The sequence below is a fragment of the Paenibacillus sp. J22P90 genome (genome assembly GCF_059692195.1).
Window position 1 is genome coordinate 102440 of the sequence record NZ_JCAUAY010000007.1, and the last position, 20755, is coordinate 123194.

Annotated in this window: 22 protein-coding genes; 3 read left to right on the forward strand and 19 right to left on the reverse strand. The window is 46.4% G+C overall.

The window, feature by feature from the left end:
* Nucleotides 1-11: 11 nt before the first annotated feature.
* Nucleotides 12-500 (reverse strand): cell wall elongation regulator TseB-like domain-containing protein, encoded by a 489-nt coding sequence (locus AC58UX_RS22295; RefSeq protein ID WP_497256772.1) that lies wholly within the window; start codon nucleotides 498-500, stop codon nucleotides 12-14.
* A gap of 46 nt (nucleotides 501-546) precedes the next feature.
* Complete coding sequence (locus AC58UX_RS22300) at nucleotides 547-1842, reverse strand: amidohydrolase (RefSeq protein ID WP_497256774.1); 1296 nt, start codon at nucleotides 1840-1842, stop codon at nucleotides 547-549.
* Nucleotides 1843-2100: 258 nt separating this feature from the next.
* Here AC58UX_RS22300 and AC58UX_RS22305 point away from each other — a divergent pair, with 258 nt between their 5' ends.
* Together AC58UX_RS22305 and AC58UX_RS22310 are read left to right on the forward strand one after the other, a co-directional pair.
* Nucleotides 2101-2727: a DUF47 domain-containing protein gene (locus AC58UX_RS22305; RefSeq protein ID WP_497256776.1), complete on the forward strand. Its 627-nt coding sequence runs from the start codon at nucleotides 2101-2103 to the stop codon at nucleotides 2725-2727.
* A gap of 59 nt (nucleotides 2728-2786) precedes the next feature.
* A complete protein-coding gene (locus tag AC58UX_RS22310) occupies nucleotides 2787-3785 on the forward strand; it encodes an inorganic phosphate transporter (protein ID WP_497256778.1) in 999 nt (332 codons plus the stop codon).
* Nucleotides 3786-3837: 52 nt separating this feature from the next.
* Here AC58UX_RS22310 and AC58UX_RS22315 read toward each other — a convergent pair whose 3' ends face one another.
* From AC58UX_RS22315 to AC58UX_RS22380, 14 genes are all read right to left on the reverse strand, one after another.
* The gene (locus tag AC58UX_RS22315; RefSeq protein WP_497256780.1) at nucleotides 3838-4458 is read right to left on the reverse strand and encodes a redox-sensing transcriptional repressor Rex; all 621 of its coding nucleotides are present in this window, start codon (nucleotides 4456-4458) and stop codon (nucleotides 3838-3840) included.
* A gap of 5 nt (nucleotides 4459-4463) precedes the next feature.
* On the reverse strand, nucleotides 4464-7322 hold the full coding sequence (gene dinG, locus AC58UX_RS22320) for an ATP-dependent DNA helicase DinG (protein WP_497256782.1): 2859 nt from the start codon (nucleotides 7320-7322) through the stop codon (nucleotides 4464-4466).
* A gap of 88 nt (nucleotides 7323-7410) precedes the next feature.
* Entirely contained in the window at nucleotides 7411-8007 is a 597-nt protein-coding gene (locus AC58UX_RS22325) for a tetratricopeptide repeat protein (protein ID WP_497256784.1), read from the reverse strand.
* Nucleotides 8008-8106: 99 nt separating this feature from the next.
* The gene (panD, locus tag AC58UX_RS22330) at nucleotides 8107-8490 is read right to left on the reverse strand and encodes an aspartate 1-decarboxylase (RefSeq protein ID WP_497256786.1); all 384 of its coding nucleotides are present in this window, start codon (nucleotides 8488-8490) and stop codon (nucleotides 8107-8109) included.
* A gap of 6 nt (nucleotides 8491-8496) precedes the next feature.
* The gene (gene panC / locus AC58UX_RS22335; RefSeq protein WP_497257254.1) at nucleotides 8497-9366 is read right to left on the reverse strand and encodes a pantoate--beta-alanine ligase; all 870 of its coding nucleotides are present in this window, start codon (nucleotides 9364-9366) and stop codon (nucleotides 8497-8499) included.
* Nucleotides 9367-9390: 24 nt separating this feature from the next.
* Nucleotides 9391-10251 carry a 3-methyl-2-oxobutanoate hydroxymethyltransferase gene (panB, locus tag AC58UX_RS22340; protein WP_497256788.1) on the reverse strand — a complete coding sequence of 287 codons (861 nt, stop codon included), beginning with the start codon at nucleotides 10249-10251 and terminating at the stop codon, nucleotides 9391-9393.
* 243 nt (nucleotides 10252-10494) lie between these two features.
* The gene (locus tag AC58UX_RS22345; protein ID WP_497256790.1) at nucleotides 10495-11463 is read right to left on the reverse strand and encodes a biotin--[acetyl-CoA-carboxylase] ligase; all 969 of its coding nucleotides are present in this window, start codon (nucleotides 11461-11463) and stop codon (nucleotides 10495-10497) included.
* 257 nt (nucleotides 11464-11720) lie between these two features.
* Entirely contained in the window at nucleotides 11721-13010 is a 1290-nt protein-coding gene (locus AC58UX_RS22350; protein WP_497256792.1) for a CCA tRNA nucleotidyltransferase, read from the reverse strand.
* A gap of 27 nt (nucleotides 13011-13037) precedes the next feature.
* Complete coding sequence (bshA, locus tag AC58UX_RS22355; RefSeq protein ID WP_497256794.1) at nucleotides 13038-14210, reverse strand: N-acetyl-alpha-D-glucosaminyl L-malate synthase BshA; 1173 nt, start codon at nucleotides 14208-14210, stop codon at nucleotides 13038-13040.
* A gap of 18 nt (nucleotides 14211-14228) precedes the next feature.
* Nucleotides 14229-14921: a bacillithiol biosynthesis deacetylase BshB1 gene (gene bshB1 / locus AC58UX_RS22360; protein WP_497256796.1), complete on the reverse strand. Its 693-nt coding sequence runs from the start codon at nucleotides 14919-14921 to the stop codon at nucleotides 14229-14231.
* A complete protein-coding gene (locus AC58UX_RS22365; protein ID WP_497256798.1) occupies nucleotides 14914-15342 on the reverse strand; it encodes a methylglyoxal synthase in 429 nt (142 codons plus the stop codon). Before AC58UX_RS22365 ends, bshB1 begins: the two co-directional genes overlap by 8 nt.
* A gap of 25 nt (nucleotides 15343-15367) precedes the next feature.
* Nucleotides 15368-16171 (reverse strand): 4-hydroxy-tetrahydrodipicolinate reductase, encoded by an 804-nt coding sequence (gene dapB / locus AC58UX_RS22370; RefSeq protein ID WP_497256800.1) that lies wholly within the window; start codon nucleotides 16169-16171, stop codon nucleotides 15368-15370.
* A 39-nt stretch (nucleotides 16172-16210) separates the two neighbouring features.
* The gene (locus tag AC58UX_RS22375) at nucleotides 16211-16711 is read right to left on the reverse strand and encodes a tetratricopeptide repeat protein (protein WP_497256802.1); all 501 of its coding nucleotides are present in this window, start codon (nucleotides 16709-16711) and stop codon (nucleotides 16211-16213) included.
* Between the two features lie 64 nt (nucleotides 16712-16775).
* A complete protein-coding gene (locus tag AC58UX_RS22380; protein ID WP_497257256.1) occupies nucleotides 16776-17114 on the reverse strand; it encodes a nucleotide pyrophosphohydrolase in 339 nt (112 codons plus the stop codon).
* Between the two features lie 116 nt (nucleotides 17115-17230).
* Between AC58UX_RS22380 and AC58UX_RS22385 the strand changes: the two genes are divergently transcribed.
* On the forward strand, nucleotides 17231-18103 hold the full coding sequence (locus AC58UX_RS22385; protein ID WP_497256804.1) for a YitT family protein: 873 nt from the start codon (nucleotides 17231-17233) through the stop codon (nucleotides 18101-18103).
* Between the two features lie 55 nt (nucleotides 18104-18158).
* Here AC58UX_RS22385 and AC58UX_RS22390 read toward each other — a convergent pair whose 3' ends face one another.
* The 3 genes from AC58UX_RS22390 to AC58UX_RS22400 all read right to left on the reverse strand — a co-directional run bounded on the left by AC58UX_RS22390 (nucleotide 18159) and on the right by AC58UX_RS22400 (nucleotide 20735).
* Nucleotides 18159-19040 carry a sporulation protein YpjB gene (locus AC58UX_RS22390; RefSeq protein ID WP_497256806.1) on the reverse strand — a complete coding sequence of 294 codons (882 nt, stop codon included), beginning with the start codon at nucleotides 19038-19040 and terminating at the stop codon, nucleotides 18159-18161.
* A gap of 54 nt (nucleotides 19041-19094) precedes the next feature.
* Nucleotides 19095-19754 carry a DUF1405 domain-containing protein gene (locus AC58UX_RS22395; protein WP_497256808.1) on the reverse strand — a complete coding sequence of 220 codons (660 nt, stop codon included), beginning with the start codon at nucleotides 19752-19754 and terminating at the stop codon, nucleotides 19095-19097.
* A gap of 90 nt (nucleotides 19755-19844) precedes the next feature.
* Nucleotides 19845-20735, reverse strand: a complete 891-nt coding sequence (locus tag AC58UX_RS22400; RefSeq protein WP_497256810.1) for a c-type cytochrome — start codon at nucleotides 20733-20735, stop codon at nucleotides 19845-19847.
* Nucleotides 20736-20755: the final 20 nt, after the last annotated feature.

Sequence of the window (20755 nt, forward strand, 5' to 3'; positions counted from 1 at the left end):
AGCTCAACCTTCTATTGAAGGCTGAGCCGATACGTATCCAGATATTTGCCATCTTTGAACGCATAATAATCATAGAAATACCGAGTACCTCTATCATCTTTCGTTTTATAAAAGACTTCCCACACATAATCATTGCCTAGCTTGCCCGGCATAACACGCTCGATTTGACTGCTGGGCGCTTTTTTCAAAACAGCTTCTCGCGCCTGCACTTCCGTGAACGCTTCTTCCGTCATCTCCGTATGAACCTCTTGGTCTGACACCCAAGCAATTAAGCTTTGTCCAAGCTTATTTTCCCCATATACAATCTGAAATGCCTCATCACCATAGAAAAAATCAACCTTTGAAGCCTTCGTCATCATACTGCTCTCATAGGCTTTCTCAACAGCTACACGCTTCTCATCCCAGTGTTCATTCTGTACATTGAGGTAAAATCGGCTCAGCACAATACCCAGCGTTGCTACTATAAAAACGCCAAGCGTAATCGATCGCTTCGCATTCATGAACGCGGCGCACCTCCCCAAATCCACTTACACGGCTTCATCAGTATTAGCCAATTAATTTATCAAAACTTAATTCAAATTCACGCTTAATTTTTTCTTCATCTAGGGTTACGCATTCACCTTTACGAACGATCCATTTGCCATCTACACATACGTCAACGACGTCTTTTGCACATGCGGAGTATACCACATGGGAAACGAAGTCCGTTTTCGGCAGGAAATGTGGTTGATCGATATCCAATGCGATGAAGTCAGCCTTCATGCCTGGCTCAAGCAGCCCGACATTGTCTAACCAAATCGATTCTGCTCCCATACGAGTTCCAAGTAACAAAGCTTCTCTTGCAGGAACCGCTAGCGGATCGCCAGATACGCCTTTGTGGATAAGAGCAGCCAAACGCATTTCTTCAAACATGTCCAAATTATTGTTGGATGCCGCGCCATCTGTCCCTAAGGAAACTTTGACACCTGCACGCAGCAGCTCTGGTACACGTGCCACGCCGCTTGCAAGCTTCAGATTGCTGCCTGGGTTGTGGGAAACGCGCACATCGTATTTTTTAAGAACGGCAATTTCTTCATCATTTAAGTGAACACCATGCGCGACAAGCGTAGGACGTGTGAATACACCTAGCTTCTCCAAGTGGGCAACAGGTCTTGCACCATATTGCTCGACATTGCCCTCAACTTCACGAAGTGTTTCTGACATGTGCGTGTGAATCGGCAAATTAAGATCATGCGCAACTTGGACAATGCGCTCAATGTAATCTGGCGGACACGTATAAGGTGCATGCGGCGACATCATTGTTGTAATTCTACCGTCTGCTTTGCCATGCCAATTTTTTGCAAATTCCGTTGCTTCAATTAGCTTTGATGTTTGCACATCTGGCGGGCACAGTCCAATGACGCCGCGAGTCAATACGCCACGCATACCGGATTCCTCAACAGCAAGAGCTACTTCATTCATATGGTCGTACATGTCGACAAATGTTGTAGTGCCGCCCTTGATCATTTCAAGAATCGACAGGCGTGTTCCCCATTTTACGTCCTGAGAAGTGAACTTCCCTTCCATCGGCCACATTTTTTCCTCTAACCATACTTGCAGTGCAAGGTCGTCACCATAGCCGCGGAGCAGTGACATCGCAGCATGTCCATGGGTATTCACAAGTCCTGGCATGTACAGCCTGTTGGTGCCGTCAATCACTTCATCGTAGTTTTCAAGCGGCTCTGGCGTTTCTTTGCCGATGTATGTAATCTGACTGCCCTCGATGACCATGCAGCCCTTAATGGATGTTGTCTCTTCCTTATTAGTAATAAAAATACCGTTTGAAATTATTGTTTTTTTCATAGTAAAAAACCCTCTCTATGCTCATTCTATAAACAGTTGCCGCTCCATAAACTTTACATCGTAAAGCATGTAAAATCAAGGAAGCTATGCACGATTTCAGTGATGTTAAGAAATTGTAAAATGTCACGGAATTTTCGTTGCTTTAGCCCTAATGAGTGTGATACTTTAAACCTTGTGAGTTTTTTCTACAATTTGGTCAATTTAAGTTCACAAATTCGTTTAAAAACTTGTACATATAGTAAATATTAGGAGGATTCTATGACAACGTTATTCACTCGAAAGAACGAAGTCGATTTCTTGCAACTTCTCATCCGTGCTGCAGAGAATGCTTTGCAAACCGCTCAACTGTTCCGCACTGCTATGATGGGTGACAAACCCCCAATTGAGTATGTCAAAGCGATTCACGATCTTGAGCATGCAGGAGATTCCATTACACATGATATCTTTAGAGGTTTGAACAAAGTATTTATCACGCCGATTGATCGTGAAGATATTATGGTTCTGGCTTCCAAAGTAGACGATGTCACAGACGGAATTGAAGCAACGATCGCTCGTTTCGACTATTTGAGTGTTTCCCACACGGACACTTATATGAAAGAATTTTCTGCTGTAATTGTAGATTCCTGTCAACATATGCTAGATGCTTTCAAGCTTTTAGCCAAGAAAAAGTACATTCAAATTCCTGAGCACACGGTGGCGATCAACAAACTAGAAAATGATGGAGACCGTTTGATGCGCGAAGGAATTCGTCAAATTTTTATTACCCGCAAAGATCCTTACGAAGACTTCAAATTGAAAGAAATTTATGAGCGCCTAGAAGAAACAACAGATGCTTGCGAAGATGTTGCCAATATTCTAGACAGTGTAGTACTTCGTTACTCCTAAGACGAACTGTCTCTGTGTACGAAGAAAGTTTTCCGCTTGGAAAACGGTAGGAGGAATTCATGTTAACTTACTTGATCGTAATCGTTATTCTTGCCCTTGCATTCGACTTCATTAACGGATTTCACGATACAGCTAATGCGATTGCTACTTCGATCTCTACACGTGCGTTAAGCCCGCGAGTTGCGATTTTTATGGCAGCTACACTTAATTTTGTGGGAGCCATGGTGTCCTCTGAAGTAGCTAAAACGGTTGGCGGAAGTATTGCTAATCCAGCTAAGATCGAAAATGGTGTTGAAGTCGTTATCGCGGCCTTGCTTGCGGCAATTATTTGGAACTTGCTTACTTGGTATCTGTCGATACCCTCGTCTTCCTCGCACACATTGCTTGGTTCCCTCGCTGGTGCCGTCATTGCTGGAGCTGGATTCAATGGCGTGAATTGGAGCGGCTTTACGCAAATCATTATTATTTTGATTTTATCACCGATTATCGCTTTCGGTTTAGGTTATCTCATCATGATATTGATCAAATACATTGTCATTTGGTCAGGTAATACATCTAGATCCAAGCTTAATCGCGGATTCCGTACGCTTCAAATCCTTTCCGCCGGATTACTTTCGTACTCACACGGTGGAAACGATGCACAAAAGGCGATGGGGATTATCGTATTCGGACTCGTCGCAGCCGGCTATCAAACGGATTTAAATGTTCCACTCTGGGTTAAGATTGCAGCTGCGACTGCGATGGGGCTTGGAACTTCCATTGGTGGATGGAGAATCATTAAAACCGTGTCAGGCAAAATCGTCAAAATCGAACCGATCAATGGCTTTGCCTCAGACTTAACGTCTTCGATTGTTATCCAAATATCGACGTTCTTAGGTAAACCACTATCCACTACGCACGTTATTTCATCTGCCATTATTGGGACTGGGAGCGTCATGCGGTTCCATGAAGTGCAATGGGGTACGGTAGGCCGAATGCTTATCACTTGGATCATTACGATTCCAATCAGTATGGTGCTTGCTTACTTGCTTTACTCCGTAATATTCAATATTCTATAACGAAATGAAAAAAGGCACGGCCCGCTGAACGCAACGCGGGTCGTGCCTTTTTTCAATCCAAATAATAAGCTAAGCTTTGCAGCTCTGTCGTAAAATCAGCATAATGTACGCGAACGTCTGCAGGCACCTTAATAATAACTGGTGCAAAATTCAAGATCGCTTCGATTCCGCAAGCGACGAATTCATTCGCCACATTTTGCGCTTCTGCCGCGGGCACGGTGATGATGCCAATTCGAACGCCAAGCTCTGCCAGAACCGTTTTCATTTGATCCATGGGAAGCACGACTAAGTTATTAATCACTTCACCTAACTTGTTAGGCATCGCATCAAAAAGCGCGACAATTTTCATATCATTGCGTAAGTACGTATTATAATTGCAAAGGGCTCTGCCAAGATTCCCTGCGCCTACTAGGGCAACTTGTATATGTCGATCCAACTTCAGTATTTGCCGAATCTTCTCAATCAGATAATTGATATCATAGCCGATTCCCTTTTTGCCGAACTCTCCGAAATAAGCCAAATCCTTGCGAATCTGAGCAGGATTCAGATCCAGCTTCTGACCTAAATCCTGAGAAGATACCGTTGACACATTATTCATTTGCAATTCGTTCAAATAACGTAAATAAATCGGCAATCTGCGGACCACGGCTTCTGATATTTTTTGGGTTTTCACTTTATTTAGGCTCCCCCCATCCACTGCTCAATCCTCGGTAGCATTTGTTCACACGTCATGTGCTCAATCTTCGGACCAGGCAACGAATAGAGGAAATGCTTGCCATAATACGTTTCAATGACACGTGTATCGTAGATGATCACGATCCCTTTGTCTGACGCTCTGCGAACAAGACGACCAAAGCCCTGTTTAAAACGAATAACGGCCTGCGGCACGGAAAATTTCATGAACGGATTCTCATTCCGTCGCTTAATATTTTCACACTTCGCTTCCACAAGCGGATGATTTGGCGGTTGAAAAGGCAGTCGAATGATCGCGAGGCAGCTCAGCGCATCCCCTGGAATATCGACGCCCTCCCAGAACGAGCTCGTGCCCAGCAGCACGCACATCTTGTTGTCCTGGAACATCCGGGTCAGCTTGCTCCGATTGCCGCTATCCACACCTTGTCCGAGTACGGTGATACCATGAGGACTCAGCTTCTCCTTCATCCCTGCATGGACGAGCTTCAGCATCCGATTCGAGGTGCACAGCACCAGCATGCGGCCTTTCGTCACTTGGGCTACGTCGCTTAGCGAGTTAATCAGTGCATCTATGAAAACAGGATCGCCCGCTCCCTTAATGGTTGGGAAATCCCGTGGAATCACAACCAAGGCTTGTTCGCGATAGTTAAACGGAGATGGCAGTTGCACCGTCTTCAGCTTCCCTGACTCTTCGTCCGCAGGAATCGCTAAACCTAGCTGCTCCGCTGAATACTGGAACGACTTATTCACAGAAAGTGTCGCTGAAGTCAGGATGATACTATCCTTCGTTTCAAAGAAATGCTGCTGCAGCAATCCGCTAACATCCGTCGGTACGGAATTCAGCTGCACCGATTTGGCTTTCGCATACGTGCCCGCCTCGATCCAATATACGTACCCCTCGTCGGCCATTTTCATAAAGAAATGCAGCGCATCACGATGCTCATACAGCTCTTTCACGGTTCCGTTCAGGTCTGTCACAAGCCCTTGAACACCAAGTCCATCCTGCTGATCCTTCAACTCATTCAACAGTTTATCCAACGTTCGCAGCAAATCGTTTGCATTCAGATAAATGTTATCCTCCATAATCACCAGCTCACGCCAATTGGAAGGCAGCGTTTCTGGCTTCAACCGCAGCACATATTGCGAGGTTTCCGACTGTGATGGATCGCTCCCTGAAGAAACTAATTCGTAGAAGGCTTCGCTTAAACGTTCCCAGTCTTCCTTAATCGCAATAATTTTGGGAAATAACCCATCAATCGTATGACTCCAAGCCGCTACGCGCTCCGCCGCTTCATCCGACCTTTGCAACCGGAAACGAAGCATCGGAAGCTGGCCGCTGCGATTATCCTTATACAGCCACAATAAGGAATGATAAAAGGCCGAGGCATGCAGCTCAATTCCGAGGTGTTTACTTGCCACTTCTTCAAAGTGGTGAGCCTCATCAATCACAAGGTGCTTGTAAGCCGGTAGAAGGCGGTTCTCAGCCTTCATATCCGTAAAGAGGAGTGAATGGTTGGTGATGATCACATCAGCCGTGTTGGCGTCATTACGTGCGCGATGATAGAAGCACTTCTTATACCATGGACACATCCTGTTTAAGCATGAATCCGTATCGCTGGCGACAGAGTACCAGAATTGCGCGCCTTTGTTCCCAAAGTGCAATTCTTCTTCGTCCCCGTGCTCCGTTTCACTCAGCCAGACAACCATTTGCGCGGCGGTGATTGGGTCTTCCCGACCGTTCTCATAGTCCCGGGTCGTCAGCTTCGTTTCAAATTTGCGCAAGCACAAATAATGGCTTCTGCCTTTCAACACGGCCGCTTTGAACGGTACGGGAAAAATATCTTTTAATAATGGAATATCACGTTCGCGTAGCTGCTCCTGCAAATTGATCGTATGTGTGGACACAACGACTTTCTTCTCGTATTTCAATCCATAGTATATCGAAGGAATCAAATATCCGAGTGATTTCCCTGTCCCTGTGCCCGCTTCAATCATCAAATGTTGATCCGCCTCAAGGGACTTCTCGACTTCCTGTATCATTAGATCCTGAGATTCTCGGTCTTCGTATACCTCAAACCGCTGCTGAAGGGCAGATTTCAAACCTTGCTGGAACGCTTGAAACGAAGTACCTAACGCCGCTGTGACTTCATACTCCGTTCTCAGCTCTTCCTCCTCGCCCCAATCCGTCACATTCAACGTAAATTGGCGGAAGTAACGATTCGTATCCATATCCACACTCGTCACGGATTCCTTATACAAACAAATTTCGTTAAGGAACCAGCCTAAATCGGTGTTACCGTTTTCGAAAATTTGGTCTAACCTTTGCAAAGTTAAGAGTGGCAGCTCTAATAAGCGATCCAAGCACTGAATCCAAATCAGCGCCGTAACTTCAGCATCGCTATCCGCTTGGTGCGGACGTTCATGGTCAATGCCAAACAACGCAGCAACCATGCTAAGCTGTAGGCTCGAAATGGAAGGGAACAAGATGCGCAGCATATCCATCGTGTCTAGCACGCGCCCCGAGAAAGGCGGATATCCGGTTCTTGTAAGCCCCCGTTGAAGAAATGACAAATCAAATGCGGCTTGATGCGCCACTAGCACACAATCAAACAGCAATGGAAACATGTCTGACATCACCTGATCGAGTGAAGGTGCGTCGATGACCATCTCATTCGTAATCCCTGTTAAGGTTGTAATCGAAGAAGGTATACTAATCCCTGGGTTCACCAGAGAAGTATACCTGTCTGTAATTTCAAATTGATCTATGATGACGAGTCCAACCTGTATAATTTCGTCCCCAGGCTGACTTCCTGTCGTTTCAAAATCCAAAACTGCAAATTTCATAACGTCTATCTTCAATCCCTTCGTCCTGCACTTCTCCTAGCATACCAAATCTGATTAGGAAAAGGGAATACCTTGATTTCTTTTCGGGTTAGCACTCATCACGATTGATAAGCGGCTCCATACAAGAGGGATCGGTATGATACGCTTTTTGAAAATATTCGAAAGCCTTCTCCAAATTCTGATTCTGCACTTGAATACAGCCCATTGCGTTATAGGAGATAGCTTTCATCTTGGAGTTATCCGTGAGCGGAAGAAGGAATTTGAAGTGCTGATACGCATCGCCAAACTCCCCTTTTCGCAAATGCCCCATCGCTAAATACACCCGAGCTAACAAGAAATCCGGCTGCCTTTGAATCAACACCTCGAATTCCTTGATTGCTTGATCATACATATACAGCTTGTAATAGCCTTGTCCACGCATGAATTCTTCTGTCTGCTTGCCTGATACATCAAGCTCCATCAATTCATCATGTAAGGTTTTTGTACTGCTGGTCGGCACCGCCCCATAGAACTTTCCCAGCTTCTCCTCAAAAAGCAGCCAAGCCTCGATGAACTCATCACTCATCGTTTTCAGCACTTGCAGTTGTTCGTCAAGCTCCGCCTTTTTCTCCACATCACTGTTCGGATATTCCTTTTGGATTTCTTCCAAAACCTCATTCATTGTGGAAAATAAATGCTTAAACATTTGGCATCCCCACCTTTGCTTCGAAAGCTTACCCTCATTCTTTGTAAACAGAGCCGATTTCATGCATGCAAGGCAGGGCGGCGTTCAACTTACAACAACTTACAGTACGGTCGAATGCTCTTCTTCTTTTAATAGCTGAGCAACTGTGTTGTTAGCCCCCATAATGGCAATCGTCGGATGGTGCTTCTTCGCTTCCTCATCACTCATCATGGCATAGGACACGATAATGATCGTATCGCCCGTTTGCACAAGTCTAGCTGCCGCGCCATTCAAGCACACGACACCAGTGCCGCGCGGCCCTGGGATAATATACGTTTCAAGACGAGCACCGTTGTTGTTGTTTACGATTTGTACTTTCTCACCCGGCAGCATATCGACCAGATCAATCAAATCCTCATCGATCGTAATGCTTCCGATATAATTTAAATTCGCCTCAGTAACCGTGGCGCGGTGGATCTTTGCTTTCATAATTGTGCGAAACATAAGACGTCACTTCCTGACTTGTAGTATAAGATTATCAATTAAACGTGTTTTCCCGAACTTCACAGCCAGCGCAATAATAAGAGATGAAGTAGAATGGCTATATTCAAAAGGCTCTAAAGTTGGGTAGGCTAGCACTTCAACATAATCAATAACGGCTAATGGCGCCGTTTGGATATGAGTTTTTACTAGTGTTTGCAGCTCTTGCGATGTAAATGGTTTATTGGTATGACTTAAAATAAAATCTTTCGCTTTCTGTAAGGACTGCGACAATACAAGCGCTTGTTGACGCTCCTCTGCCGACAGATACACATTTCGCGAACTCATCGCTAAGCCATCTTCTTCACGTAAGGTCGGACAAGGGACGATTTCTACAGGAAAATTCAAATCCTGTACCATCTGCTCGATGACGGCGACCTGTTGAGCATCCTTTAAGCCGAAAAAGGCTTGATCAGGCTGAACGATATGAAACAGCTTGCTTACAACCGTTGCTACGCCGTCAAAATGGCCAGGTCTTGAAGCCCCGCATAATCTCGTGGTCACTTCCGATACACTAACCGTGGTGCGTGTCTGTGAAGGATACATTTCATCAACGGATGGCATGAACACAATGTCCACACCCGCAGCCTCTGCAACCGCCAAATCACGCTCCGCATTCCGCGGATATCGTTCAAAGTCCTCCCCAGGACCAAACTGCAGCGGATTCACAAAAATACTCAACACAACTAATCCGCTTTGCGAACGCGCCTTTTTTAGCAAGCTGGCGTGTCCCTCATGGAGAAAGCCCATCGTAGGCACGAAGCCGACCGTCTGGCCATTTTTCCTTCGGTACGCTTTAATCCTCGCTCTTAAATCGGCAATTGTCTGAACCACTTCCATTGTGTGGATCGCTTCCATGACCAATCACTCCTTATCGCCGTATAAATATTGCACAACATCGTTGTCCATATGAAACGTATTTTCTTGCGCTGGGAACGTCCGCGCCTTCACTTCTTTCACATATTCGCCAATCCCTGTACGGATAGTTTCCCCGATATTTGCATAGGCTTTAACAAACTTTCTGGGAGCACTGTCAGAACCATACTGCAGCAGATCATGATACACAAGCACTTGCCCATCACAGTGCACGCCAGACCCAATGCCAATCGTAGGAATCGAAAGCTGCTTCGTGATCCATGCCGCCAATTCATCCGTGACGAGCTCAAGCACAACAGCAAAAGCTCCTGCCTCTTCAATCGCCTTCGCATCACTCAGCAGCTTTTTCGCCTGCTCCGAGCTGCGCCCTTGAACACGAAATCCACCCAATTGATGAACCGATTGCGGTGTTAAGCCCAAATGGCCAACAACAGGCACGCCTGCCTCTGTAATCGCTTTGACCGTAGCCGCGATCTCTGCGCCGCCTTCAAGCTTAACCGCCTTAGCGCCGCCTTCACGCATCAAACGCCCCACACCTTGCAATGTAGCGTCCAAACTGCCGTGGTAGGTTAAGAAGGGCATGTCAGCGACGACAAACGTATTTGCCGCACCGCGTACCGCTGCACGTGTATGGTAAACCATGTCATCCAGCGTAACAGGCAGTGTGGAGTCATAGCCTAGAACTACATTCCCCAGTGAATCTCCCACGAGAATGACATCAATACCAGCTTCCTCCGACAAACGTGCTGAGGGATAATCATAGGCCGTTACCATCGTAATCGGTACGCCGTCTTGCTTCATTTTTCTCATCTTAGCTGTCGTTAGCGCCTTACGTTGTTCCACAGTCATCCCAGCTTCCTCATATAAAATAAAAAACCTTTTAGCTAAGAGCTAAAAGGAACGCATGCAGAAAGAATCAATGATCCCTCTGTCTCGGTCCAATAAGGCTCAGAGCAGAATCCAACATCTTGTTTCATCGGTATTTATCAAGCTTACCTACAAGTATTACGACAAGTGCAGTTCCTATAAGGATACCGCCTTATACATCTATTATACCAAAGCTTGCTCCTGGAGGATACCCTTTATCTCCCACTACTTCAGCTCGATATCTCCAGAATAAATTTTAACCCGCTCGCCAGATGGCGTAATCACTGTCAATGCACCCGTGTCATCCAATGAATCTGCGATGCCTTCAATAAACCCTGTTGGGGTTGAAGTCCGAATCGGTCTCTTCAAAGTTACACTTAAAGCTTCCCACAATAGACGAATTGGGCCGAAGCCTTTCTCTAAGTAAAGGGCATACATCTCCTCGAATTCCAAAAGAAAAGCTTGTACTAAACCCTCGCGTGAAACCTTGCCGCCTGACTCAATAGCCAAGGAAGTTGCAATCCCGCGCAGCTCTTCCGGATAGTCCTCTTCTAACAAATTTACGGAAATGCCGATCCCTGCAATGACATACTTCAAACGCTCATCCTCGCCACTGCTCTCCAGCAAAATGCCACTAACCTTCTTCCCATGAATCAGAAGATCATTAGGCCATTTAATGCCGATTTCGACACGACACACTTTTTGAATGGCACGACACAAGGCAACCGCACTAAGCAGCGTTAATTGCGGCATGAAATAGACAGGAATTCGCGGCGTCAGAATAAGACTCAACCATATCCCCTTACCCGACGGAGAATGCCAGCTGCGCCCCATACGACCTCGCCCCGCTGTCTGCCTTTCCGCTAGCACGATCGTACCTTCAGTAGCGCCTGAAGCGACCAGCTTATGCGCAATCGTCTGTGTGGAGTCTACTTCGTCATAGATATGTACTTTTTGACCGAGCACCTTCGTGTTCATCCCGCTCATCAGCTCGCTGAGCTGCCATTTCGCTGGCTTACTAATCAATCTATATCCTTTGCGTGAAGCAGCTTCGAATTCATAGCCTTGCGCTCGCAGCTCCTCAATGTGCTTCCAAATCGCCGTTCGGCTCACACCGAGCCGCCGACTAATTTCCGCTCCCGATACATACGTGTCCGCCGACTGCTCAAAAAGCTCTAAAATACGTTCATTCATCCGACTTCACTCGCGATCTCGTGGTTAATGGGTAAAGATTAACTGGATTTCATACAGTTATTTCGAGCAGAAAAGCAATGCAATCAAAAATAACTGGATTTTCTAATGTTAATTTCATCGATTTCCTTCATTTTAGCTAAAATCAACCGAATTACCTGTAGTTTTTACATCTAATCTTGCTTTCAAGTGGAAATGAGGGAAATTAGATGGAGGTTTTCCAGTTAGCTGAGTCCGAAAAGAAAAACCGCACAGCGCTGCTACTTCGCAGCCTGCGCGGCGTGAATAAGAGCCTCGCGCTCATTCGGGATTTCCCCGAGCGCGGCACGCTCGAGCAGATCCTGCAGCAGCACGCCCATCCAAGGGCCCGGCTGCTTGTCCAGTGCCTTCGCCACATCCTGGCCGGATATGGCGAGTGCCTTCAGGCTGAAGCAGGGAACCTCCTTCAGCCAATCATCCCCGCGCCGCAGCAACGCCGGCGCTGTCTGGGCTAGGAAGCGCGCCAATTCGCCGCGCTTCTCCTCCACCTGCGGCAGCTCGCGCAGCAGCCGCAGTAACGCGCGGGCTGCGGCTTCGCCGCGGCGCACCGCGCCAAGCTTCCAGACCCGCTCCAGCGGAGCCGGGTCTGGAACCCCAGCCTGCGCAGCGACAGCCTCGCGCAGGGCGAGCACTTCCGCGACCGCGGCGATGTCCGCGCGGGAGAAGGTCAGCTCCTGGAGCGCCGCGCGGACTGTGTCCGCTGGCACCTCCAGGAGCATCAGCAGCATGGCCCAGCGGTCATGCTGCCCTTCCAGCGCGCTGACAGCGTCCAGCGCGTCGTCCCAGGCGAGCCAGGCCTCAAAAGGCAGCGGTAGCTGCTTTTTGAGGTAGGCCAGCAGGCCGCTCGCCAAGAGCAGTCGCACAGCCCGCGCAGGGGCTGGGCCTTCGACCATGCGCTGCAGCTCGCTGCGCACGCGCTCCATAGCGATGTGGCGCAGCAGCGGCGCATTCGCCAGCAGCGCTTGCCAAGTGCCGGCCTCGATCTCTAAGCCGTAGGTCGAGGCAAAACGAATGCAGCGAAGCATCCGAAGCGCATCTTCGCCAAATCTTTCCTCCGCTACCCCTACGCAGCGGAGCACACCAGCGGACAGATCTGCCTGTCCGCCAAAAGGATCCTGCAGAACGCCAGCCCGATCCATGGCCATCGCGTTCATCGTGAAATCCCTTCGTTTCAAATCCTCGGTCAAATCCGAAATATATTCAACGGAGGCTGGGCGACGAAATTGCTCGTAGGCAGCCTCCTTGCGAAAGGTTGTAACCTCATAAGTGTCCTGAGCGATCAGAACCGTCACAGTGCCATGCTGAAGTCCAGTAGGTACCGTACGCTGGAATATCTCCATCACTTGCTCAGGCAAAGCTGAAGTGGCGATATCGATATCTTTGATGGACCGTCCGAGAACAGCGTCTCGCACACAGCCCCCCACCAGATAGGCTTCATACCCTGCTTCTGTTAATTTTTCTAGAACCGCAGTCGCACCAGCATCATTGATCATTCGTTTACTTGCTTCCAATGTCGTTCTCCTAGCTAGCTCGCATCCTTATTGACAGGACGAGGCTGAAATACGATGTGATTCAGGGAGCTCTCTCCCCAACACACGGTAATAAATTTCTTCATATTGAACCGTTGTAATATCGTTACAGAACGTATACCGCGCACGATTCAAACAATTTTGGGCAACTTGCTCATATAAAACTTGATTACTTAGCAAATGAATCGCATGCTTCGCCATTTGATCCGTATCTCCCACATCTGCCAAATACCCAGTTTCACCGTGTGTGATTAGCTCAGGAATACCTCCTGCATTGGACCCGATTGTCGGTACGCCGCAAGCCATCGCTTCAAGCGCAACTAGTCCGAAGCTTTCTTTTTCAGAAGGAAGCAGCATGAGGTCTGCTAAGGAAATCACTTGCGCCACATCATCCTGTTTACCGCAGAATGTGACTTTATCCGAGAGTCCGAGTTCCTTCACCTTCGAAATCATTTTCGAAAGATCAGGACCTTCCCCTACAAATAACAGTCGGGATGGCACTTCCTTGCTAACCTTAGCGAAAATATCAACAACATCCTGCACGCGTTTCACAGGTCGGAAGTTGGAAATATGAATTAGAATTTTCTCATCCGGACGTGCGAATTCGCCTCTTAACTTCGATATATCGCGCGGGTAGTACACCCGTTTATCTACAAAGTTATAGGTCAGATCGATATCTCGATCAATAGCTAGTAATTCCCGTGTTTCTTTGATTAGATCCTTGGAAACGGCAGTAACGGCATCACTTTCATTAATCGCATAACGGATGAGATCTGAAATGGACTGGTCTTGCCCCAATACTGTAATATCGGTGCCGTGCAGCGTCGTAACTACCTTAAGGTTCGAACCCACCATCTGCTTGGCAAGCAATGCACAGACAGCATGGGGAATCGCATAGTGCACGTGCAGCAAATCAAGCTCTTCCATTTTGGCAACTTGAGCTAATTTACTTGCAAGTGAAAGATCATATGGCGGATAACGGAATACGTAATATTGACTAACTTCAACTTCGTGATAATAAATATTTTTGTGGAATTTACCCAAACGAAACGGCATGCTATGCGTAATAAAATGAACCTCATGTCCTTTTTCAGCCAGCAGCTTACCTAGCTCTGTAGCAACAACACCTGAACCGCCTAGGGTCGGGTAACAAGTAATACCAATCTTTAATTTGTCTTTCATTTTCACACCTCTTTCCGATCAATCAAAATGGTCTATCACCAAGGGGAGTTTGGAAACGAACCCTTCCGCGTACGTCAATTGACGCTTTTGACCCATGAGTCGGTCACGGGCTTCTACACGTTCGACATAACCTTGATTGAGTGGCGTCGCTACCGTATTTGCACCTGTTACGAATTGTGACCGGTACGCGCGCAGTGCTGCCATTTTTTTATCATACGTATCTGTTACATCTACAATTGCACTAGCTTCATACACATCATTAATAAAATAGAACAAGAACTGCTCCACATTCACTGCTTCTGAGTCCGGTAAGTATTTGCGCAGCTTCGCATTGAAAACAGCTTCCTGAACGAGCGTTGAACACGCAATATGATCGGGATGCCGATCTTGCCAATATGGGGCAAAAACAATTCTAGGACGAAATTTTCGTATCTCTTGCGTAATTCGTTCTATGTTAGCTGCGTTAACAAACAAACCGCGATCGGGTAAGCCAAGATTGGTGCGGGTCGCTACCCCAAGAATGCTCGCTGCCTCGGCTGCTTCTTCTAGTCTAGTTTCCACAGTCCCATTCGATGACATTTCGGCATACGTCAGCTCGCAAAGACCAACTCGAAGACCACGTTGTGTATGTTTGGCTATGGTTGCTCCCATGCCAATCTCAGCATCATCAGCATGGGCACCAAATATGAGAATATCCAGTTGTTCACTCATTGGAGTCAATTCCTGGCTTATATTTATGTACGAGTTCTCTCCAAGCAAAATCCCCGCGATCCAATGCCCTTACAAGCAACTCAGCCGTTGCAATATTCGTGGCACATGGAATTCCCTGCACGTCACAAAGACGCAGTAAAGCGATAATATCAGGCTCATGCGGTTGAGCCATTAATGGATCACGTAAGAAAATAATAAAATCCATTTCATTCTCTGCAACTAACGCACCGATCTGCTGATCTCCACCAAGTGGTCCTGACATAAATCGATGAATACTTAGTTTCGTATTTGCCATGATTCGCGTGCCTGTCGTACCCGTTGCATATAGTTTGTGACCTTCGAAAACAAGCTCATAAGCCGTTACGAAATTCACCATCTCATCTTTTTTCCGATCATGGGCAATAAGTGCGATGCTTAACATCTGACTTCCACTCTCCTAGGGGTCCTTAATCTATAAAATGCTCAAATCCATAAATCATTCCCGTGTAGGTCATGACTTTACGAACCGCAATCGCTACACCTGGCATGTAGGCAGCACGATCATAAGAGTCATGTCGAATTTTGAGCGCTTGGCCTTGCTCCGCCATAATCACTTCCTGTTGTGCAAATACACCTGGCAAACGGACACTATGTATTCTGAATCCATTGTAATACCCACCGCGTGAACCTTCAATTGTTTCTTCTTCTTTCGGATTGCCTTGCTTAATTTCTTCACGTACTTCGGAAATCAGCTCAGCCGTTTTCACAGCTGTACCTGATGGTGCATCAAGCTTCTGATCGCCATGATATTCGATAATTTCCAAATGCGGGAAATATTTCGAAGCCTGCGCAGCAAATCTCATCATGAGAATAGCGCCGATCGAGAAATTGGGGGCAATTAATCCGCCAATATTGTTATCTCGGCATAGCATGTCCAAATCAGCAATAGCCTGCGGCGTGAATCCCGTCGTCCCCATCACGGGACGAATTCCTAAGCGAATCGCTAGATTTGTATGTGAAACCGCCGTTTGCGGCCCTGTAAAATCAACTAAAACATCAGGCTTCGATTCGATAAGTATCTTCTCAATGTCGCTGCCCATGAGAACTCCGCATTCGTCCAGCCCAACCATTCTTCCTAGATCAATTGGGCCGGAGGTGCGGCTAACGCCTGCAACTAATTCCATATCGGGTTCGCGCAAAACGGTCTTGACGACCTCCCGCCCCATTCTTCCACTTGCTCCGATTACTGCTACTCGTATTCTACGCTCCATATTGTGATGATCTCCTTTATTTTTGTTTCGGGCCTATCTTTATTTCATCTTGTTCTGGTACATCGCAGCATGCTGCTTGGCAAGCTCATGATGCGGCTCTAAACGAACAGCCTCCATGATGGTTTGGTACGCTCTTGTATAATCTTTTCGCATAGCAAAGGCTTCGCCTAGAATCAAATACGCTTCAATCGCCAAGGGATCCAGAACAATCGCTTCTTTCAACAGGAAAATAGCGCGTTCCGCATGCTCCGACTGATTACTCAGTTCTTTTCTGGCTTGTTCAACCAGCTCTCGTGCATTCAACACCTGCAATTGAAAGCGATACGTCTCATTCGTCGGTTCAAGTTCTATAGCTCTTGACGCATGCTCCACCGCTTTACCCAGTTTATTACTTCTCGCGCAAGTTATGGATAGTTTGTGGTGATAGGCAGCATTGTTTGGTTCTTCGGCTATCGCTTTTTCAAACCATTCAATGGCCTTTTCAAAATCATGCCCAAGTATGGATTCGTATGCTTTCTGTATTGGATTTTCTTCATTCATCTGCCCATCCTCCTTTGCCATAAGCGGTTTTCCCGTTTAGTGGGGATGGTTTAGTTTATGAAGGTTAGGGAGTTTCGGTGTTAATTTTAGTCCAACGCCCCGCGTCGCGGGTATTAAACTTATGCATAATTTTGTCATGAGCTTCCGTTAAATCAATGCCTAAAGAATTCGCAAAACAGATCGTAATGAACAAAATGTCACCTAACTCCAGCTCAATTGAGTTATCCGCTTCTGTACTTTTTTTAGGCTTTTCACCGAAAGAATGATTCACCTCACGCGCCAATTCACCGACTTCTTCCGACATTCTCGCCAGCATCGACAGAGGACTGAAATATCCTTCCTTAAACTGGGAAATATAAGTATCAACCTCTTGTTGCAGGTCTTTAAGTGTACGCTCTGACATCAGCATCCTTCTTTCCATCTTCTTCACAAAGGTTATCCTCCTTATGTTAAACTAAACGAGAAAAGTTGACAAATTTTTTGTTATTCAGAAAGTAACTTAGGCTTGGAGGAATTGGCATGATTTTCAAAGAAAGGTTCGCTGATCAGTTTCTAAATGTGCTAGGAATTGGGATAGGAACCGCAATCTATGCGTTTGGTTTACATTATTTTGTCATTTCAAATGAGCTGATGGAAGGCGGATTAACAGGTATCTCCCTTTTGCTCAAATACGTACTCAATGTTCCCCCTTCTTACTCCACGCTGATCTTTAATATCCCATTGTTTTACTTAGGATGGCGTAATTTCGGTAAGGGTCCCATGTTATATACGATTTTCGGCGTAGTATGCCTCTCGTTTTTCCTATGGGTCATGGAATGGCTAATTCACATGGGGTGGTTAAGCCCGTTTCACACGACACAAGATTATTTCCTGGCTACGCTCTACGCTGGGATTACACTGGGAACAGGACTAGGGCTTGTTTTCCGCTTCGGTGGAACTACAGGCGGTTCTGATATACTAGCTCGCATTGGTCATAAAAAAAGAGGTTGGAGCGTCGGACAGGTTATCCTTATTATCGACGTCATCGTGATTGGCTCATCTTTCATCTATTTACCGAAAGAAAAAGTGCTCTACTCCCTCGTTGCCGTATTCGTCACATCACGAATTATTGATTACATATCGGAAGGCGCTTATGCCGCGAAAGCTTTCACGATTATTAGTGAACAACCCAGTGTCTTAGCCGAGACCATCACCACAGCACTAGATCGCGGAGTAACGCTTTTTCCTGCCAGAGGTGCCTACTCGGGTAATACCAAGGAAGTTGTCTATTGTGTCGTTTATCGACATGAAACAAGGCGGATGCGCGAGCTCATTCACGCCGTTGATCCGCGGGCTTTCATTATCGTTGGGGATGTGCATGAAGTCATTGGCGAGGGCTTTAAAACACATTAAGTTTGCAAAAAAAAGGGTTAAGCAGCTCAATCTGAGCTTGCTTAACCCTTTTTGCTTATCTGTTTTTACTTTCCTTGGCTTGCTTCACGGGGACGATATGTCGACCTGATTGGTACATCCGCCAGCCAACATAGCTTAGAACCCCTACAATGATGACACCCATGCTAAGCGACCAGATGATCGGCTGCTTCGGATCTGTGAAAGGCACGTAGGCCACTGCATCTTTGTGTTTCATAAAGAGCTCATCCAGCACTTGATTCAAAGTAACGATACCTGCTTCTAGCTGCTTTACAGGCATTGGTTTTGCATTCACATTTGTTCTAATAAAAGCAACTAATGAATCTAACTTCTCAACCGAAGACGCATCTCGGCTAATAATGAGTGAAGGATGAATAATGGCGATATGCTGTGACAGCTTACCGAATTCCTCTATAGCTTCCGGTTGTTTATTTGATTTAACTTGTTGGCTTAGTAATTGACTATCATTTTGCAGCACCTTGTAGTATTGCAACCACATCGGCTGGTTCTTATGCGTAAGCGCATCGGTGGCCAGACGAATTTTGGCGACTGCTATTTGTCCCTCTGCGGGTGAATAGTTGGCTGCATTATATACCCGCTTGGCCCCAGTCACGGTTTCTGTCAATGCATTCAAGCCCTCGACGGACGTAATTCCTTCGAACGAAATTTTCGGAATTTGATCAGATAGTTGAATCAGCTTATTTCTAGCTTCAACAACTTGTCCGGACATCGTCAACGTATACATTTCTTCCGCAATTTGATTCAAGAACGTGACCCGCTCAAGTTGGGCAGGATCTACGGGTTTACTAGCTTGTCCAACTGTGTGTCGTTCTGCACCGCAAGCCGCAAGTATACAAAGAACAACACCGAATACGATCGTAACGGCTGTCACTCTGATCGCTCTCTCTACTACAAACATGGGACATCCCCTCCTTCACATTCATCATATGGAGGTTTGTCCCTGTTTAGACCATCAAGCGCTCGGTTTCAGCTTACTTTTCTCTCTCACCATTAAACACGTAATGGCAATCCAGATGCCAATAATACTCATGCATATCGTGAAAAATTGAATCATTCCTAAGTAAGGATGAAGCTCACGCTGCAACCTTGGAAAGACACCTCTTTCATAGTCCATGAAATCGTTCCAGAACGTCCAGATCGCCACCAGTGCAATCGCAGGTAATCGGTAAGAAAACCAACGGACAAATAACAGCGCTTCCACTGCCATAGCCAAATGCGAAGCTGTTAGCATCCATCCATCCCATCCGACCTCAGCACCGAGCCCCGCTCCTGCCCAGATCATCGTAACAGCCCAAATCCCATACTTAAATGAGGTAATAAGTCCGAAAGCTTCAATAAAGCCACGAATCGCCTTACCCAGCTTGCTCGATGGTCCTTTTGAAGATTGATCCAAAATCAAATAAACTACTGAAAGTGTGAAAAACAAACTTGCGGTCGGGCTATCTGGTACAAAGAAGACATACCATATGGGACTCTCTGCCAGGGTATCTACCATTTGAAGCCAGTACCATTCATAGCCATACACGGTCCCTAGCAAATTGCTAATAAAAAGCAGCCATAACATCTTCTTATTGAGTAAGAAGTCTTTGCTCCACAAATAGGAAACGGACAACTCGGCCCCTCCTTTACAATCAATATTGAATCATACACATGCGAAAATTTCCAAAAAAAACCTGATCACTTTCGCGACCAGGTTCCGTTATTATTGAGTTTTTTGTTTGGATAACCAATCAGCCAATTTATCAATATCGGCATCAGTTAAACCTTTATCAATGTTAGGCTTATACATGGCAGGCATGTTGCCTTTACCATTTTTGATGATACCCATAATGTCTTCCTTCGTATGTGTATCGCCAGTTCCTAACAATGCTGGTACACCAGAAGCTGGCATCCCTTTAAGCTGTGCGCCATGGCAAGACAAGCAAGTTGCTTTCGCATAGATCGCAGCACCTGGATCATCTGCAGCAACGATTTCAGCAGCTTTTTTCGTTTCTTTCTTCGCGCCTTCTCCAGCCGCGCCACCTTTGTTAGCGTGCATTTCTTCTTCACGCTTGATGTGCTCTGGAATGATGTTTTTCTCTTTAAGCTCGAGTTGGTAATGTGCCCAAGACGTGTACGTAAGGTATGTACAAGCGATCAAAGATAGAATCATTAGGCTTGAAGCAATTGGTCTTCTATAGAAGCGACGCTCTTTGCCTGTATCCAAGAATGGAGCCAGCAACAAACCGCCAAATAGTAAACCTGGAACTACAACCGCACCAAGAACTACGTAATCACCCGATGTGTATGGATACTTCAGCAATTGATACATGAACAAGAAGTACCAGTCTGGCATCGGAATAAATGCCGTGTTCTTCGGATCCGCAGGATAACCAAGCGGAGCTGGGTCAGACATTACTAGAACTAACATACCAACCAGGACAACAACCCCAACCATCCACTCTTTCAACAAGAAGTTTGGAATGAATGCCTCAGACTTACCAGGGTAAGCCGAGTAATCTCTAGGTATGAGACGTTGCTCTGGAGTTTTTTTAATTACGCGGGAATCCCCTACGTAAACGATTTTTTCATCAGACTTATGACCATGCGCCACGCTACTCGCCCCTCCCTAAA

Excerpts from the sequence above, each read along its gene's own strand:
- AC58UX_RS22295 (WP_497256772.1), bottom strand. The coding sequence starts at position 500 with ATGAATGCGAAGCGATCGATTACGCTTGGCGTTTTTATAGTAGCAACG.
- AC58UX_RS22300 (WP_497256774.1), bottom strand. The coding sequence starts at position 1,842 with ATGAAAAAAACAATAATTTCAAACGGTATTTTTATTACTAATAAGGAA.
- AC58UX_RS22305 (WP_497256776.1), top strand. The coding sequence starts at position 2,101 with ATGACAACGTTATTCACTCGAAAGAACGAAGTCGATTTCTTGCAACTT.
- AC58UX_RS22310 (WP_497256778.1), top strand. The coding sequence starts at position 2,787 with ATGTTAACTTACTTGATCGTAATCGTTATTCTTGCCCTTGCATTCGAC.
- dinG (WP_497256782.1), bottom strand. The coding sequence starts at position 7,322 with ATGAAATTTGCAGTTTTGGATTTTGAAACGACAGGAAGTCAGCCTGGG.
- AC58UX_RS22325 (WP_497256784.1), bottom strand. The coding sequence starts at position 8,007 with ATGTTTAAGCATTTATTTTCCACAATGAATGAGGTTTTGGAAGAAATC.
- panD (WP_497256786.1), bottom strand. The coding sequence starts at position 8,490 with ATGTTTCGCACAATTATGAAAGCAAAGATCCACCGCGCCACGGTTACT.
- panC (WP_497257254.1), bottom strand. The coding sequence starts at position 9,366 with ATGGAAGTGGTTCAGACAATTGCCGATTTAAGAGCGAGGATTAAAGCG.
- panB (WP_497256788.1), bottom strand. The coding sequence starts at position 10,251 with ATGACTGTGGAACAACGTAAGGCGCTAACGACAGCTAAGATGAGAAAA.
- AC58UX_RS22345 (WP_497256790.1), bottom strand. The coding sequence starts at position 11,463 with ATGAATGAACGTATTTTAGAGCTTTTTGAGCAGTCGGCGGACACGTAT.
- bshA (WP_497256794.1), bottom strand. The coding sequence starts at position 14,210 with ATGAAAGACAAATTAAAGATTGGTATTACTTGTTACCCGACCCTAGGC.
- bshB1 (WP_497256796.1), bottom strand. The coding sequence starts at position 14,921 with ATGAGTGAACAACTGGATATTCTCATATTTGGTGCCCATGCTGATGAT.
- AC58UX_RS22365 (WP_497256798.1), bottom strand. The coding sequence starts at position 15,342 with ATGTTAAGCATCGCACTTATTGCCCATGATCGGAAAAAAGATGAGATG.
- dapB (WP_497256800.1), bottom strand. The coding sequence starts at position 16,171 with ATGGAGCGTAGAATACGAGTAGCAGTAATCGGAGCAAGTGGAAGAATG.
- AC58UX_RS22375 (WP_497256802.1), bottom strand. The coding sequence starts at position 16,711 with ATGAATGAAGAAAATCCAATACAGAAAGCATACGAATCCATACTTGGG.
- AC58UX_RS22380 (WP_497257256.1), bottom strand. The coding sequence starts at position 17,114 with ATGTCAGAGCGTACACTTAAAGACCTGCAACAAGAGGTTGATACTTAT.
- AC58UX_RS22385 (WP_497256804.1), top strand. The coding sequence starts at position 17,231 with ATGATTTTCAAAGAAAGGTTCGCTGATCAGTTTCTAAATGTGCTAGGA.
- AC58UX_RS22390 (WP_497256806.1), bottom strand. The coding sequence starts at position 19,040 with ATGTTTGTAGTAGAGAGAGCGATCAGAGTGACAGCCGTTACGATCGTA.